The 15,636-nt window shown below is 62.8% G+C and carries 11 protein-coding genes and 2 pseudogenes; 10 read left to right on the top strand and 3 right to left on the bottom strand.

All coding sequences use genetic code 11. The features are described from left to right. Nucleotides 1–42 precede the first annotated feature (42 nt). Nucleotides 43–1,503, top strand: coding sequence for an NAD-dependent succinate-semialdehyde dehydrogenase (locus BLW22_RS18940; protein ID WP_074847267.1), 1,461 nt, complete (start codon nt 43–45; stop codon nt 1,501–1,503). Nucleotides 1,504–1,523: 20 nt separating this feature from the next. Further along, nucleotides 1,524–2,608: pseudogene (locus BLW22_RS18935) on the top strand (tartrate dehydrogenase). A 660-nt stretch (nt 2,609–3,268) separates the two neighbouring features. On the opposite strand, the pseudogene BLW22_RS18930 reads toward BLW22_RS18935, so the two are convergent. Further along, nucleotides 3,269–4,194 (bottom strand): annotated as a pseudogene (locus BLW22_RS18930) (2-hydroxyacid dehydrogenase). A gap of 194 nt (nt 4,195–4,388) precedes the next feature. On the opposite strand from BLW22_RS18930, the gene gabT reads away from it, so the two are divergent. The 6 genes from gabT (at nt 4,389) to BLW22_RS18900 (ending at nt 11,140) form a co-directional block, all read left to right on the top strand. After that, entirely contained in the window at nt 4,389–5,681 is a 1,293-nt protein-coding gene (gene gabT, locus BLW22_RS18925) for a 4-aminobutyrate--2-oxoglutarate transaminase (protein WP_074847266.1), read from the top strand. A 48-nt stretch (nt 5,682–5,729) separates the two neighbouring features. After that, nucleotides 5,730–6,374 (top strand): HAD family hydrolase, encoded by a 645-nt coding sequence (locus BLW22_RS18920; protein ID WP_065926967.1) that lies wholly within the window; start codon nt 5,730–5,732, stop codon nt 6,372–6,374. Nucleotides 6,375–6,419: 45 nt separating this feature from the next. Continuing rightward, nucleotides 6,420–6,908 carry an Lrp/AsnC family transcriptional regulator gene (locus tag BLW22_RS18915; protein ID WP_010449292.1) on the top strand — a complete coding sequence of 163 codons (489 nt, stop codon included), beginning with the start codon at nt 6,420–6,422 and terminating at the stop codon, nt 6,906–6,908. An 817-nt stretch (nt 6,909–7,725) separates the two neighbouring features. Further along, nucleotides 7,726–8,496 (top strand): DUF4198 domain-containing protein, encoded by a 771-nt coding sequence (locus BLW22_RS18910; protein ID WP_235865597.1) that lies wholly within the window; start codon nt 7,726–7,728, stop codon nt 8,494–8,496. A 28-nt stretch (nt 8,497–8,524) separates the two neighbouring features. Then, the gene (locus BLW22_RS18905) at nt 8,525–9,730 is read left to right on the top strand and encodes an acetyltransferase domain-containing protein (RefSeq protein ID WP_065926969.1); all 1,206 of its coding nucleotides are present in this window, start codon (nt 8,525–8,527) and stop codon (nt 9,728–9,730) included. A gap of 69 nt (nt 9,731–9,799) precedes the next feature. Beyond that, the gene (locus BLW22_RS18900) at nt 9,800–11,140 is read left to right on the top strand and encodes an OprD family porin (protein ID WP_413038080.1); all 1,341 of its coding nucleotides are present in this window, start codon (nt 9,800–9,802) and stop codon (nt 11,138–11,140) included. Nucleotides 11,141–11,147: 7 nt separating this feature from the next. Here the strand turns inward: BLW22_RS18900 and BLW22_RS18895 are convergent, their stop codons facing one another. Continuing rightward, entirely contained in the window at nt 11,148–11,972 is an 825-nt protein-coding gene (locus tag BLW22_RS18895) for a 5'-nucleotidase, lipoprotein e(P4) family (protein ID WP_065926971.1), read from the bottom strand. A 135-nt stretch (nt 11,973–12,107) separates the two neighbouring features. Next, the gene (locus BLW22_RS18890) at nt 12,108–13,316 is read right to left on the bottom strand and encodes a DUF1835 domain-containing protein (protein ID WP_074847264.1); all 1,209 of its coding nucleotides are present in this window, start codon (nt 13,314–13,316) and stop codon (nt 12,108–12,110) included. A 694-nt stretch (nt 13,317–14,010) separates the two neighbouring features. On the opposite strand from BLW22_RS18890, the gene BLW22_RS18885 reads away from it, so the two are divergent. Together BLW22_RS18885 and BLW22_RS18880 are read left to right on the top strand one after the other, a co-directional pair. Further along, complete coding sequence (locus BLW22_RS18885) at nt 14,011–14,688, top strand: ABC transporter ATP-binding protein (RefSeq protein WP_074847263.1); 678 nt, start codon at nt 14,011–14,013, stop codon at nt 14,686–14,688. After that, complete coding sequence (locus BLW22_RS18880; protein ID WP_074847262.1) at nt 14,685–15,476, top strand: ABC transporter permease; 792 nt, start codon at nt 14,685–14,687, stop codon at nt 15,474–15,476. Before BLW22_RS18885 ends, BLW22_RS18880 begins: the two co-directional genes overlap by 4 nt. Nucleotides 15,477–15,636 lie beyond the last annotated feature (160 nt).

Below are 15,636 nucleotides of genomic sequence, written 5' to 3'. Positions count from 1 at the left end.
CGCCTCCCTAGACTGGAGCGTGTCTCGGATCAGGACTCGACCATGCTCAAGAATCGCTTGCAAGACCCCAGCCTGCTGGCTGAACTCGCCTACGTAGATGGCCAGTGGATCGCTGCCGACAGCGGCGCCACCCTGGACATCCGCGACCCGGCCACCGGCCACTTGATTGCCCAGGTGCCGGCCATGGACGCGGTGGACACCCGCCGCGCCATCGAAGCCGCCGAGCGTGCCTGGCCGGCCTGGCGCGCACGCCCGACTGCCGAACGCGCGGCGCTGCTGGAGCGCTGGTACCAGGTGATGATCGACAACCTCGATGACCTGGCGCTGATCATGACCTGCGAGCAGGGCAAACCCCTGAACGAAGCCCGTGGCGAAGTGCGCTACGGTGCCGGTTTCGTCAAATGGTTCGCCGAGGAAGCGCGCCGGGTCTACGGCGAAACCATGCCCGCGCCCAGCGGTGATCGGCGTTTGCTGACCCTCAAGCAACCGGTGGGCGTATGCGCCGCCATCACCCCATGGAATTTCCCCAACGCGATGATCACGCGCAAATGCGCACCGGCGCTGGCCGCCGGTTGCCCGATCATCGTCAAACCCTCGGACCTCACGCCGCTGTCGGCCCTGGCCCTGGCGGTGCTGGCCGAGCGCGTCGGCATTCCGGCCGGGGTGTTCAATGTGATCACCGGCTTACCCGCCGGCATTGGCGAAGAGCTGACCGGCAACCCGGCGGTGCGCAAGATTTCCTTTACCGGCTCCACCGCCGTCGGCCGCCTGTTGATGCGCCAGAGTGCCGAGCACATCAAGCGCTTGAGCCTGGAACTGGGCGGCAATGCGCCGTTTATCGTGTTCGATGACGCCGACCTCGAACAGGCGGTGGCCGGGGTGATGCTCAGCAAGTTTCGCAACGCCGGGCAAACCTGCGTGTGCGCTAACCGCATCCTGGTGCAGGACGGTATCTACGCGCGTTTCGCGGCGCGGCTGGTGGAAGAGGTGGGCAAGCTCAAGGTCGGCAACGGCCTGGACGACGGCGTGACCATCGGCCCGCTGATCAACCCCGCAGCGGTGAGCAAAGTCGCGCGGCATATCGACGACGCCCTGAGCCAGGGCGCCCGGCTGCTGTGCGGCGCCGTCCCCAGCGGTGACAGCCAGTTTGTGCAGCCCACGGTACTTGGCGATACCCTCGCCGGGATGTTGCTGGCCAATGAAGAAACCTTCGGCCCGGTGGCACCGCTGATGCGCTTTACCGACGAAGCCCAGGCCCTCGCCCTGGCCAACGCCACCCCGTACGGCCTGGGCGCCTACTATTTCACCCAGGACCTGCAGCGTTCGTGGCGCTTTGGCGAGGCCCTGGAGTTCGGCATGGTCGGGCTCAACACGGGGATCATCTCGATGGAAGTCGCGCCGTTCGGCGGCATCAAGCAATCGGGCCTGGGGCGCGAAGGCAGCAAGTACGGCCTGGACGAATACCTTGAAGTCAAAGCCTTCCATATCGGCGGCTTGAACTGAATTTTTGCGAGGCACACACCATGAGCAAGGCATTCAGAATCGCCGCGATTGCCGGCGATGGCATCGGCAAGGAAGTCCTGCCCGAAGGGCTGCGGGTACTGGAACAGGCCGCCAGGATCTGGGACCTGAACCTGAGCATCGAAGTGCTCGACTGGGCCCACTGCGATTACTACCTGGAACACGGGCAGATGATGCCCGAGGACTGGTTCGAGCAGCTCAAGGGCTTTGACGCGATCTACTTCGGCGCCGTGGGCTGGCCCGACAAAGTCCCGGACCATATTTCCCTGTGGGGCTCGCTGCTCAAGTTCCGCCGCGACTTCGACCAGTACGTGAACATCCGCCCGGTGCGGCTGTTCCCCGGCGTGCCATGCCCCTTGGCCGGGCGCGCGCCGGGGGACATCGACTTTGTGGTGATCCGCGAAAACACCGAGGGCGAATACTCCTCGGTGGGCGGCAAGATGTTTGAAGGCACCGAGCATGAGTTCGTGCTGCAGGAATCGGTGTTCACTCGACGTGGGGTTGATCGCATTCTCAAGTTCGCCTTCGACCTGGCCCAGACTCGTCCGCGCAAGAAGCTGACGGCGGCGACCAAGTCCAATGGGATTTCCATCAGCATGCCTTACTGGGATGAACGCACGGCATTGATGGCGGCGAACTATCCCGAGGTAGCTTGGGACAAGCAGCACATCGATATTTTGTGCGCGCGGTTTGTGTTGCAGCCGGACCGGTTTGATGTGGTGGTGGCGTCGAATCTGTTCGGCGACATCCTGTCGGACCTGGGGCCGGCGTGTGCGGGGACCATCGGGATAGCGCCGTCGGCGAACCTGGATCCGGAGCGGCGGTTTCCGTCGTTGTTCGAGCCGGTGCATGGATCGGCGCCGGATATTTACGGGCAGAACATTGCCAATCCGATTGCGATGATCTGGTCGGGGGCGTTGATGTTGGACTTCTTGGGCAATGGGGATGGGCGGTATCGGGCGGCCCATGATGGGGTATTGCGGGCGATTGAGGCGGTGATTGCGGAAGGGGTGGTTACGCCGGATCTGGGGGGCGGGGATCGACTCAGGATGTGGGGATTGCGATAGCTGGGCGGCTTTTTGATTGAGTACATATCCGTTGCTGCGGTAACGGCCACTTATGGTTTCGCTTTTACAGCGACTCACTTTTGGAGGGACCCAAAAGTAAGCAAAAGGTCCTCGCCCCAACACTCGGCACCTCGCCTAGGCTCGGTGTGCCCTCACTCCGGCTTTGGAGCGTGGGCCGCCGCGATGGGCCATCCCTGGCCCAGCGCGGCTAACCCGGCGTCCTGCCGGGTTACCCACGCTCCAAAGCCTGCGTTCGGCCAGCGTGTTTGACGGGGCGATCCCAGATCAAAAACAAAGCGAGGCGGCCTTAAAGCCGACCTGATTATTGAAGCGTACGCGGTGTGGCTTCTACTTCCTTAACCGCTGACGAAGTCAGCAATCTTTTGATCTGCTCTGGCTCTGGCTTTTGATCTTGATCTCAGGCGCCCCGTTAACCACGCTGGCCGAACGCAGGCTTGAATCCGTGGGTAACCCGGCAGGACGCCGGGTTAGCCGTCCTGGGCCAGGGACGGCCCATGACGGCGGCCCACGGATTCAAGCCTGCGTTCGGGCATACCGAGCCTAGGCGAGGTACCGAGTGGTGGGGTGATGGCCTTTTGCTTACTTTTGGGCCTTTCCAAAAGTGAGCCGCTGTAAGAGCGGAACCATAGGCAGCCGTTACCGCAGCAACGGATATGTACTCAGTACCCCCGCAACCGATCCACCTCACCCACCATCTCCTCCCCCGTTCAAATCGCCGAATATTCTCCAACAACACCGCAAACGCACTCTCCGGCTGGGTCATAGCCGCAATATGCGGCGTCAACAACACCTGCGGGTGCTCCCAAAACGGATGCTCCGGCGTCGCCGGCTCTTCCCGCAGCACATCCAGCACCGCCCCACTCAACTGCCCACTCTCCAGCGCCTCGAGCAAATCCTCTTCAACCAGGTGCCCCCCACGGCCCATATTCACCAACCCCGCCCCCCGTGGCAGTTGCGCAAACAAGCGCCGGTCCAGGATCCCCTGGGTCTGCTCCGTCAACGGCAACACGCACAGCAAAATATCGCACTGGCTAAGAAACGCCGGGAGTTGCGCTTCCCCCGCATAACACTCCACCCCCGGCACCTGGTGCGCACTGCGCGCCCAGCCGGACAGGGCAAAGCCCAGGGGTGCCAAGGTCGCCAGGATCTGCTGGGCCTGGGCACCCAACCCCATCACGCCCACACGCCGGTTCGCAGCTGGCTGCAACAGGTGCGCCTGCCAACAGCGCGCCACCTGCTGCTGGCGATAGCGCAGCATGTCGCGGTGCAGACTCAGCACCGCCCAACTGGCGTACTCGCACATGCCGCGGGTGATGCCCGGGTCCAGCAGGCGCACCACCGGCAGGCCCGCAGGCAGGCGATCAAGGTCCAACTGATCGACACCGGCCGACAAGGCGAACAACACCTTCAGGTTGGGCAGCACGCGGGCCAGATCTTCCGGTGCCTGCCAGGCGGCCAGGTAGTCGACCTCGGCGGGGTTGCCGAGGTCGGGCCAGGTGCGCCATTCGATGTCCGGCGCGTGTTGGGCAAAGAGTGCCTGCCAGTGTCGGCCGCGCACCGGGTCAGCTTTGTAGAGCAAGGCCATGGGCATTTCCTGCTGGATAAACGGAAGCATCATCATCGCCCAAAGCCCGGCGCAGGATCTGTTGAAACGCAGGGCGAAAACAGTTGATCCGAATTTCTCACGGGGCAAGTTCGGCGTAGTTGGTTGCCCGCAGGCCGTACTCTGGACTGCATCGCAACCACCTTCCGGTTGCCGGACTCACGATGGGAAATGCCATGAATAGCAAAGTCGACGAAACCCCTCATTTGCTCCGTCAGCGCGAGCAGTTCGTGCCCCGTGGCCTGGTGACCGCGCACCCGCTGGTGATCGACCGCGCCCAGGGCGCCGAATTGTGGGACGTGGATGGCAAGCGTTACCTGGACTTCGTCGGCGGTATCGGCGTGCTCAACATCGGCCATAACCACCCCAAGGTGGTCGCCGCCGTGCAGGCCCAGTTGCAGAAGGTTTCCCATGCCTGCTTCCAGGTGGTGGCCTACCAGCCTTACCTCGACCTGGCCCAGCGCCTGTGTGAAATGATCGGCGGCCAGGAAGCCTATAAAGCGGCGTTTTTCACCTCCGGCGCCGAGGCGGTGGAAAATGCGGTGAAGATCGCCCGCGCCCATACCAATCGCTCGGCGGTCATCGCCTTCCGTGGCGGTTTCCACGGGCGCACATTGCTGGGCACCACGCTCACCGGCATGAGCCAGCCCTACAAGCAGAACTTCGGGCCGTTTGCGCCGGAGGTGTTCCATACCCCTTACCCGAACGCTTATCGCGGCGTGACCAGCGACATCGCGCTCAAGGCCCTGGATGAGTTGCTGGCGACCCAGGTAGCGCCGGAGCGGGTGGCTGCGATCATCATCGAACCGGTGCAGGGCGACGGCGGTTTCCTCACCGCACCCCCTGAGTTTCTCCAAGCGCTGCGGGCGTTGACCGACAAGCATGGCATCGTGTTGATCCTCGACGAGATCCAGACCGGCTTCGGTCGCACCGGCACCTGGTTCGGTTTCCAGCACGCGGGCATCCAGCCCGACCTGGTTACCGTGGCCAAGAGCCTGGCCGGCGGCTTGCCGTTGTCCGGCGTGGTCGGCAAGGCGCACATCATGGATGCACCGCTGCCCGGCGGGCTGGGCGGCACCTACGGTGGTAATGCGCTGGCCTGTGCGGCGGCGTTGGCGGTGATCGATGCGTTCGAGCAGGAGCAGTTGCTGGCGCGCAGCCAAGTACTGGGCGAGCGCCTGCGCCAGGGGTTGCTCGATTTGCAGGCGCGCTACTCGCGCATCGGCGATGTGCGCGGCACCGGCTTTATGTTGGCGATGGAGTTGATCAAGGATGACCCGGCCCGCACCCCGGATGCCGACCTCAACCAACGCCTGATCGATGCAGCCCGGGCCGGTGGTTTGCTGGTGATCAAGTGCGGGGTACATCGCAATGTGCTGCGCTTCCTCGCGCCGCTGGTGACCAGCGAAGCCCAGGTCGACGAAGCGCTGGAAATCCTCGACGGCGCCTTGGCACGGGTCTTGAACTGAGGCTGTGCCCGCTACGGGCCAACTGCGGCATTGGAGGCTTGACCCCACATGGGACTGACAGATTATCGAGCGTTGCTGATCGATTGCGATGAAGTGCTGGTGGATCGCGATTCAGGGGTGTGGGCGGCGTTGCAGCCGCTGCTCGACAGCCGTGGCGGGCAGCCGGCCAAGGATCAGGTGCTGGCCGAATTCAACACGCAGGTTGCCAGGCTCTACCCGCGTTTCGCCGAGCTGGGCTTCAGTGGCGTGTTGTGTTTTGCCCATCGCCAACTGGCCGAAAGTTGGGGGCTGCACGCCAGTTGGGAGGAGGGTATGAGCTTTGCGCGTTCGGCGGGCAATTGGTCGTTGTTCGAGGATGCGCCGGGGGCCATGCTGTACCTGCGCAAGTTCTACCGTTTGCTGGTGCGTGGCGACCGTGATGCCGAGGACCGCGGGGTGTTGTGCGAGCGATTGGGGATTGCACCGGAAGATTTCATTTCCCTCGCCGAAGACCCGCAATGGCTCACGGACCGAGGCGCGCAGCTGCAACCGGTGCTGCATGTGACGCGACCGGCGGTCGGCGCACACGGGGCGCTGGACCGCTGTTTGATCGGCCGCCACCGGGCACGGCAGCCTTCGCCTTGTGCGGCGGAGTACTGCATCAACAGCATGGCGGATCTGGTGGCGCAGCATCAGCTGTCTTTACGGCGCTGATTTTGCTAGAAGATTGTCTTACAAACGGCAGTCAAGAGGTACGTGATGGAAGGGCAAGTCAAGCTGGACCGGATCGACATCAGTATTCTGGTTGAACTGCAAAAAGACGGGCGGATGACCAATGTCAGCCTCGCCGACGCCGTGGGCCTGTCCGCCAGCCCCTGCCTGCAACGGGTCAAGCGGCTGGAGTCGGCCGGGTATATTTCCAGCTACAAGGCGCACTTGAACCTGGCCAAGATCACCGACTCGGTGACGGTGTTTACCGAGATCACCCTCAGCGACCATAAACGCGAAGACTTCGCCAAGTTCGAATCGAATATCCGCCTGGTGGACGAGGTACTTGAGTGTCACCTGATCAGCGGTGGCTACGACTATCTGGTGCGTTTCATGACTCGCAGCATCCAGCACTACCAGGAAGTGGTCGAGAGCCTGTTGGATAAGAACATTGGCATCTCCAAGTACTTCAGCTACATCGTGATCAAGTCGCCGGTGCTCAAGGATGGCGTGCCGTTGCGCAAGTTGCTGCGGCACTGAAATCCGCGCGCTTTCCTGTGGGAGGGGGCTTGAACCTGATGGCGGCCTGACAGCCGACCAGGATGTTGGCGTGGAATGAGTACATATCCGTTGCTGCGGTAACGGCCACTTATGGTTTCGCTCTTACAGCGACTCACTTTTGGAGAGGCCCAAAAGTAAGCAAAAGGCCTTCGCCCCACCACTCGGCACCTCGCCCAGGCTCGGTGTGCCCGTAATCCGACAGTGATTTGGGGGGCCGCCGCCACGCGCCATCCATGGCGCGGGGCGGCTAAACCGGCATCCCTGCCGGTTTACCCCCCAAATCACTGTCGAATTCCGGCCAGCGTGGTTTAACGGGGCGCCTGAGATCAAGATCAAAAGCAAGATCAAGGGCGGCTCGCTTCGCATCGTGGTTACTGTTGGCGGCTACGACGTTGTAGATAGCTATGCCCCAATGACGGTCTGTCAGCTGACCCCGCTTTATGGGGGGAACCGGTTCAGATGTGGGAGCTGGCCTGCGACGCAGGCACCTCGGTACATCAGGTACACAGCTTTGCGCAGGGCGTGGGAACGATCAAAGCTCACTGCTTTTGCACCCCAATTGGACACTCCCCCTCGTAGTCTTGGCTAAACGCCTCATCTCGACGCAACCCGCATAAAACACTTTTTCGGGCCCTTAAACAGTGGTCTGCACCGATCCGTGGGTGCAATTCGGCGAAAAACGCAAAAGGGCCTGCGCTGTAATGCTCGCAGAGTGAGGGAGCGCAGGGTTGTGCGGTGTTTTCCAGCCGCGACAGCCTTGGGTTGAACACCACCAATCGGAGCGAAAAAAATGCGAATGAGCAACGCAAAAGCACTGTTGGGTTATGGGGCGTTCATGCTGGCGACCGCCAGCGAGGCGCATCAGATTTGGTACGAACAACTTCCCGGCCAGCCATTGGCCTTGTACTACGGGGAGTATGACAAGAATGTTCTGGAGGTGACCCCGGGGGGCATGGACCGGTTCAGGCAGCTGCGGGCCTGGTCGATGGCCGACCGGTCGGCACCGCTGCAGTTGAGCCTGCAGCGCCAGGCGTTCCTGCTGGCGGAGCAGCCCGGGCAAGAGGATTCGCTGCTGGCGCAAGACCTGCACTATCCGATGTTCGATGTGCATGAAGGCGCCAAGACCTTGAAAGCCGCCTGGACCCCGGCCACGCGTTGGGTCGGTGACCTGCGGGCCCGTAGCCCGGAGCTGACCCTGGATATCGTCCCCACCGGCGTTGCCGATGCGGGCGGCGCGCAGTTCCGGGTGTTCTACGCGGGCAAGCCGCTGACGGGCCAGGAAGTGATGCTGGAAACCGCCTCCGGTGAAGTCTTCAAGCAGCGCAGCGATGCCGCCGGCAACGTCAGCTTCGAGCTGCCCTGGCAGGGCACTTACGTGGTGGCCGTCGAGTACCAGGACAACAGCCCTGGGGAGCGTCTTGATCCGGCGGGCAAGCCCGAGCGGTTTGACGTCAAACGCTTCAGTTCGACGTTGTCGTTCCACCGCCAGCAAGGCCAGGCGGCGTTACCTCGCGCGCCGTCGCAACTGCCGGCATCGGAAGTCGCCAGGCTGAAAAAGTCAGCCTGATTCATTGCCTCCTTCATGAGTGATTGATATGACCCTTTCTTCAGGATTGGCCGGTCAGGCGGGCACTGTTGCGCCGACGCTTGCCCGCACGAACGTCACGGCGGCCACGCGCATGCTGGCTATCGATGCGCTGCGTGGTTTTGTGATGCTGTTGATGCTCATCGACCATGTGCGCGAAACCTTCTTGCTGCACCGGCAGGTCACCGACCCGATCGACGCCTTGAGTGTCACCCCGGACCTGTATTTCACCCGTATGCTCAGCGAGATCTGCGCCCCGGCGTTTATCTTCCTGACGGGCTTGTCGGCCTGGCTCTACAGCCAGAAACACAGCGCCCGCGAGACCTCGGTGTTTTTGCTCAAGCGCGGGCTGTTCCTGGTGTTCCTGGAAATCACCTTCGTGTGCTTTGCCTGGAATGCCGAATTCCCACCCAAGACGTTGTGGCTGCAAGTGATCTGGTGTATCGGCCTGTGCATGATCGTGCTCGCCGGTTTGCTGCACTTCAAGCGCGCCTGGCTGATCGTGCTGGGGGTGGCGATTGTCGCCGGGCATAACCTGCTCGACGGCGTGAGCGTCGGGCCGGAGTCGCCGTTCTTCGTGCCCTGGTCGATCCTGCATCAGCGGGTGTTTATCGACATTACCGAATTCACCCGCGCCCGCACGACGTATCCGATATTGCCGTGGATCGGTGTGATCCTGCTGGGCTGGGGCATCGGCCCGTGGTTTGGCAAGGCAATGCCGTCGGCGGAGCGTATCTCGCGCCTGGTCAAGCTGGGTGCAGGCCTGCTGGTCGCGTTCGTGTTTATCCGCTACCTCAATGTGTATGGCGAGAAACCCTGGGTGCAGACCGGTGATGCGCTGCGCACCTTCATGAGCTTCATGAGCGCGAAGAAATACCCGCCGTCGCTGATGTTCCTGATGCCCACCCTGGGCCTGTCGCTGCTGCTGTTGGCGCTGTTCGAGAAGTGGCAGGCCCGCTGGGCCACTGCGACCCTGGCGATCTACGGTGGGGCGCCGATGTTTTTCTACTTGCTGCACCTGTACGTGCTCAAGGCCATGTACCTGGTCGCGCTGGCGATCTGGGGCGCCAACCAAGGCACCTACTACGGTTTTGACGACCTGCCGATGGTGTGGTTGTGGAGCGTGATACTCGGGGTGTTGCTGTTCTTCCCGACACGCTGGTTCGCCGACCTCAAACAGCGTCGTCGCGACATCGCGATTCTCAAATACCTCTGACGGAACCAACGGTGTTCTGCGTCCTGCGGAACACCTTTGCCTGACACGTTCTGGAGTCAAACCGTGAAGATGCTATCGACCCGCACCCTGCTATTGGCATTGGGAGGGCAGAGCCTGCTCGCCTTCGCCGCCGAACAAGACACCGCCAAAGGCTTTATCGAGGACAGCCAGTGGAACCTGCTCAACCGCAGTGTCTACGACCGCCGCGACTACCAGCATGGCGCCCTCAGCAACGGCGCACGCAACGCCTACAAACCGCGATCCCAGCGCAGCGACCTGGCGGAAGAATGGGCCTATGGCCTGATGGCTGACTACGCCTCGGGTTTCACCACCGGTACCCTGGGTTTTGGCCTGGATGCGCACGTTTATTCCGCCTGGCAACTGGACAGTGGCGGTGGGCGCGCCGGGAAGGCACGGCTATTGGCGGTGGACAATGACGGCCACCCCAAGGAGCAGTTCAGCCGCGGTGGCGCAGTTGCCAAACTGCGTTTTTCCTCCACCGAATTGCGCTACGGCGAGCCGCGGGTGAAAACCCCGGTGTTTGCCTCGTCCGACAGCCGCTTGCTGCCCGAAACCGCGACGGGATGGTGGTTGACCAGCCGCGAGTTGCCGGCCACCACCCTGTTCGCGGGGCACTTCAATGAGAGCACCGACCGCAACGCCAGCAGCCATGACCGAGGGTTTGTCGTCAACTATTCCAACGGCAGGCAAGGCGACCGCTTTGACTTGGTGGGCGTGCGCAATACGGCAATCAAGGGGCTGAGCGCCAGCGTGTTCAGTGCTGTCTATGAAGACACCTGGCGCCAGCATTACCTGGGGGCGGTCTACACCCGGCCGCTGTTTCCCGGCCAGGCACTGACCGTTGACCTGAACCTGTATCGCACCCAGGACATTGGCAAGGCGTTGTCGGGGCGCATCGATAACACCACCTGGAGCCTGCTCTCGACCTATCGGTTCGGTGCCCACAGTGTGGGCGTGGGGTATCAGAAAGTCAGTGGCGACACGCCGTTCGACTACGTGACGCGCGGGGCGATTTACCTGAGCAACGCCGTGGCGTTGTCCGACTTCAACGCCCCACGGGAGGCCTCGTGGCAGGCGCGCTATGACCTGGACCTGGCGGCCCATGGCATGCCCGGCCTGAGCCTGGCGGCGTTGTATGTCCGCGGCAGTGGCATCGACGGCCGCCACATGGATGCTGGCGGTGGCTACCAATGGCTCGGCTACGGTGATGGGGGCAAACACTGGGAACGCGACCTGCAAGCACGCTACGTGGTGCAGTCCGGGGCCGCGAAAAATCTCGCCTTTACCCTGCGCCATGCCGTGCACCGGGGCAATGCGGCCCAGGCGGAGCTGGATGCCAACCAGATCCGCCTGGCGGTCGAGTACCCATTGGGCGGGCGCTTGCACTAGGCCGGCGTTACTCCTGCAACTGCAACGCCTGCTGCTTGAGCTGGCGTTTCTGCGCGAACGGCAGCTTTTCATCGTCCCCATAGGGCGCGCTGTACCAGTTGCCGTAAGTCGGGTTGGGCAGCAAAAACCAGCGCTGCCCGAGCCAGTTCACATAGGGTTCGACGGCCTTGCGCTGGGCCTCGAGGGTGTTGCGTTCGGCCTGGACGAAATCCCCCAGGGAATCACCGGCCATCAATAGCACGCGAGCATGGCTGGCGACCCATTGGCGGCGGCAGTTCTTGCCGTAGCCGGCGCTTTCGCAGTGCCCGGTAGGCGTGCTGGCGGCGAGCACCTGTTGATGGCTCTCCACCGGAAAACCGCGCAGGCGCAGGTTGGCCACCGTGGCCGCGACCTGGCTGTGCTCGCGGTTGGTCAGGTAGTAAACCGTGATGCCTTTTTGTTGCGCCGCTTGCAGGAACGCCACGGCACCGGGGAGGGCCTGGGCCTTGGCCTGGTCGACCCAGGTGTTCCAGCGGTCGTAGCCATACACTTGGTTATTGATGACGTCGCGGGCATTGAGCGGCACGTTGTCCAGCAGGGTTTCGTCAATATCCACCACCACCGCCGGCGGCAGGCCGCTCAGGTTGCGGGGCGGGAAGGGCAGCGCGTCCCAGCTGGGATCGGCCAGCGCCACGTCGAGCTGGCGGGTGGCATGGGCGAAGACCTGGCGATAGATCAACTCGTGTTCGATGGAGGTCTGGGTCCAGAGTACGGCGTCGAGCTGGTCGTTGGCCGGCGGCGTTTGTTGGCAGCCTGCCAGCAGGCACAGGCTGGCGAAGATCAGGGGTCGCATGCAGAGGTCTCGCAGGGAAAGGGCGCGTGGGCGGCACCTTAGCCTGATTCAGCGTTGATGCACCACCGTCTTCAGCCTGGGCGCCGATGACTACTAAAACAGCCCGCCGTGGGTGATGCACGGCGGGCTGTTTTTTTACGGTGTTCTGTACTGGGGGCGCAGGGCCTCATCAATCATCCAGTGCGGTTGGCCGGGCCTGATGCACGTTCCGCCCACCCAGCGTTCGTGGCTGGCATGGTCGAGCCAGTACGCCTGTCCGTTGAGCACGCTATGGCCCAAGGGGGTCAGCGACAGCGGGCGGCGGGGCCAGTCCAGATGCGCCTCGGTTTCCGTCAGCAACGGCTGCTCGCCATCGATCAACGGCCGCAACAGCGCATGAAACATCATGTCCCCCAGGAACGGCAGCGGGTCGCGCCTGGCCGCCAGTTCGGCGAACACACGGCCAAACGGCAGCGGCCCGGCTTCGGCGAGGTAGGTCAGGGCCAGGCGCTCGGTCAGCGACAGGCCATCGCGTGTTCCCGGCAACTCCTGTAATTGACGCAACAGCGCCGGCGCCAGCAAGGGCAGGGCCGGGTGTTTGCCATGGGCAAGCTCGGCCAACGGGGTCGGTGAGCTGTCGCAATAGGCCGACCAGGCCTGTTTGGCCAGTTGCACCGCATCGTCACCGATGAGGCGCCGCTGTAGCCATAGCCACGCCAATACATCCGGCGCCAACTGGCCGATACCGATAAAGCGCTCGACACCGGGAATACGATCCACCTCGATCAGCTCCAGCTTGGGCGGTGCCTGCTCCAGGCCGGCCAGGGCACGGATCAGGAACAACTGGTCATAGGCGTCCGCCTCGCACCACAGCACGCTGTGCTCGGCACTGGCCAAGGTGTGGAGCTGATCGTATTCATCGTCGACGCGGCGCGTGACGTCCGCTAAGGGCAGGGCAAAGGCCTGGCTGATGAACGCGCTGCGCAGGGCGCGGAATTCTGCGGTGGGTATGTCGCGAACCGGCCCCATGCACAGCGGGTCGCTCAGCATGTGGAAGTGGCCCTTGAACCCGGCAATCTGAAGGCTATGGGCAATGTCATTGCCGCAGCGCCAGTGGGTGGTGCGCGCTTCGTCGCTGGCGGCAAAGTCGGGATGGCGGGCGGCGAAATCAATGGCGTCGACATGGGCCTTGAGCTTGGGCCAACTGCTGAAACCCAGTTGCCTGGCGATCTGCCATTGGGCCTGAGACAGGGTGGCGCCGGGGTCCTGGGCTTTCAGCTGGCGCAACAGTTCCTTGGCGCGCTTGCGCTGTTGCTCAAGGTTGAGACGGCCATCGGTGTTGGAGGATACAGGGCGTTGCGACATACGATCTCCTTGCACAAACCTTTTCCGCTTTAAGGTTGGGAGTCGTAGAAATGAGGTAGAGCTTCATTGTCCTGGGCGCAGCCCTTTCCGCGGAAGGTGGCGTAGAGAGCGCCAGGCGGGAAATATAGGCACTGCGGCGTTTGATTGCAAATCGGGCTTGGGATCAAACCCGTACTCTTTTTTGGGTTGCACGGGGTCAAGTGTGGGAGGGTGCTTGTTCCCGATGGCGATGGGTATCTACACAACTTTTCAGATCCTGACAAATCTCCCTGTGGCGAGCGGGCTTGTCCCGCGCTGGGCTGCGAAGCAGCCCCAAAACCAGCCTCTACAGAGTGTCTGATACACCGCGTTCTTCTTTACTGGGGCTGCTACGCAGCCCAGCGCGGGACAAGCCCGCTCGCCACAACAGCCCAATCTGCGGGGCGTTCAGCGTTGAGCCAAAGTTGTGTAGATACCTATGCCCCGATGGCGGCCTCTGGGCCGACCTTTTTTTTGGATTGGGCCGGGTACATATCCGTTGCTGCGGTAACGGCCGCTATGGGTTCCGCCCTTACGGCGGCTCACTTTTGGAAAGGCCCAAAAGTAAGCAAAAGGCCTTCGCCGTAGTGGTGGCGATAGTTTGAAATTTTTCATGAAAACTTCCCGCGCCTGCCGCACCATTGCGCCCAACAGGTTTAAGAGGGACACCGCGTCCATGAGTGCACTGATCGAAACCCGCGCCCTCACGCGCATGGACGAGCGCCGCCAGGTGCTGTTGCTCCAACCCACGAGTTTCACCTTGAACCGCGCCGACCGGGTGTCGATCACCGGTTCCTCCGGCTCTGGCAAAAGTGTGTTGCTGCGCGCATTGGCGTTGCTGGACGCCCCCACCAGCGGGCAGGTGCTGTGGAATAGCCAGCCGATTGTCGATGCGCAGATTCCGCACTACCGCAGCCATATCAGCTACCTGTCCCAACGCCCGGCGCTGCTCGAAGGCACGGTGGAGGACAACCTGCGTTTTCCCTTCAGCCTCAAGACCCTGCGCCAGCGTCGCTTCGACCCGGAAGCGGTGACCACTTTGCTGGGGCATGCCGGTAAGGCGGCGGATTTTTTGACCAAGAACGCGTTGGACCTGTCGGGTGGCGAGGCCCAGGTGGTCTCGCTGATCCGCACCCTGCAACTCAACCCCGAGGTGCTGCTGCTGGACGAACCCACCGCCGCCCTCGACCCCACCTCATCCCGCGATGTGGAAGCGTTGATCAGCGCCTGGTTTGCCGGCGACAATGCCCGCGCCTATGTCTGGGTGTCCCACGACCTCGACCAGGCCCGGCGCATGAGCGACATCCACTGGCAGATGAGTGCCGGGGTGTTGAGCGAGGCGGTCCAGCCATGAACTATCAAAACCTCACCGCCCTGGACATGGCCATCGCCGCTTCGCTGATCCTGGTCAACGGTGCGCTCTCCCTGCTGCTGCGCCTGGGCCTGGGCCGCCAGTTGCTGTGGGCGGCGGTGCGTACCGTGGTGCAACTGTCGGCCATCGGTTACCTGCTGGGCTGGGTGTTCGCGTTCGCCTACTGGTATGTGGTACTGCCGTTGATGGGCGCAATGACCCTGATCGCCGGGCTGTCGGCGGCGGGGCGTGGGCGTCGCACGTACCGGGGGCAAAGGGTCGACAGCATCCTGTCGGTGTGGGGCAGTTCGTGGCTGGTGACGGCAGTGGGCTTGTTTGCGGTGATCCGCATCCACCCGTGGTACGAGCCTCAGTACGCGATCCCGATCCTCGGCATGATCCTCGGCAACACCCTGACCGGTGTGTCCCTGGGGATCGAACGCATGACCCAGGAACTGACCTCGGGGCGCAACACCATCGAGATGATCCTGGCCCTCGGCGGCTCACGCTGGGAGGCGGCGCAGGAAGCGATCCGCCAGGCGGTACGCGCGGGGATGATCCCGACGCTGAACCAAATGACCGTGGTCGGCATTGTCAGCCTGCCCGGCATGATGACCGGCCAGGTGCTGGCGGGGGAAAGTCCGGTGGACGCGGTGCGGTATCAGATCGTGATCATGTTCCTGATTGCCGCGTCGTCGGCGTTGGGCACGGTGGGGGCGGTGTTGTTGACCTATCGGCGGTTGTTTTCCAGGAGCCACCGGTTTTTGCGTGAGCGCTTGCAAGAGCGCTAAGCGTTCAGTTAAGCGAAAGTGATTCACTGTAGGAGCGAGCTTGCTCGCGAAGAACTCAGGGCCACCGCGCTTATCGAGAATGAGCGCGTTGTCTGGGCGTTTTTCGCGAGCAAGCTCGCTCCTACAAAAAGCCTAGGGCAAGCCCGCTCGCCACAAAAGT

The sequence above is a fragment of the Pseudomonas marginalis genome (assembly GCF_900105325.1).
Classification (GTDB): Bacteria; Pseudomonadota; Gammaproteobacteria; order Pseudomonadales; family Pseudomonadaceae; genus Aquipseudomonas; species Aquipseudomonas marginalis.
Note: the sequence above shows the minus strand (reverse complement) of the source record. Positions and strands in the feature narration are given on the sequence as shown.

What these genes read in the sequence shown, in the direction of transcription:
- BLW22_RS18920 (WP_065926967.1), top strand. Translation starts at nt 5,730, where the DNA reads ATGGGACTGACAGATTATCGAGCGTTGCTGATCGATTGCGATGAAGTG.
- BLW22_RS18880 (WP_074847262.1), top strand. Translation starts at nt 14,685, where the DNA reads ATGAACTATCAAAACCTCACCGCCCTGGACATGGCCATCGCCGCTTCG.
- gabT (WP_074847266.1), top strand. Translation starts at nt 4,389, where the DNA reads ATGAATAGCAAAGTCGACGAAACCCCTCATTTGCTCCGTCAGCGCGAG.
- BLW22_RS18890 (WP_074847264.1), bottom strand. Translation starts at nt 13,316, where the DNA reads ATGTCGCAACGCCCTGTATCCTCCAACACCGATGGCCGTCTCAACCTT.
- BLW22_RS18900 (WP_413038080.1), top strand. Translation starts at nt 9,800, where the DNA reads ATGCTATCGACCCGCACCCTGCTATTGGCATTGGGAGGGCAGAGCCTG.
- BLW22_RS18940 (WP_074847267.1), top strand. Translation starts at nt 43, where the DNA reads ATGCTCAAGAATCGCTTGCAAGACCCCAGCCTGCTGGCTGAACTCGCC.
- BLW22_RS18885 (WP_074847263.1), top strand. Translation starts at nt 14,011, where the DNA reads ATGAGTGCACTGATCGAAACCCGCGCCCTCACGCGCATGGACGAGCGC.
- BLW22_RS18895 (WP_065926971.1), bottom strand. Translation starts at nt 11,972, where the DNA reads ATGCGACCCCTGATCTTCGCCAGCCTGTGCCTGCTGGCAGGCTGCCAA.
- BLW22_RS18905 (WP_065926969.1), top strand. Translation starts at nt 8,525, where the DNA reads ATGACCCTTTCTTCAGGATTGGCCGGTCAGGCGGGCACTGTTGCGCCG.
- BLW22_RS18915 (WP_010449292.1), top strand. Translation starts at nt 6,420, where the DNA reads ATGGAAGGGCAAGTCAAGCTGGACCGGATCGACATCAGTATTCTGGTT.
- BLW22_RS18910 (WP_235865597.1), top strand. Translation starts at nt 7,726, where the DNA reads ATGAGCAACGCAAAAGCACTGTTGGGTTATGGGGCGTTCATGCTGGCG.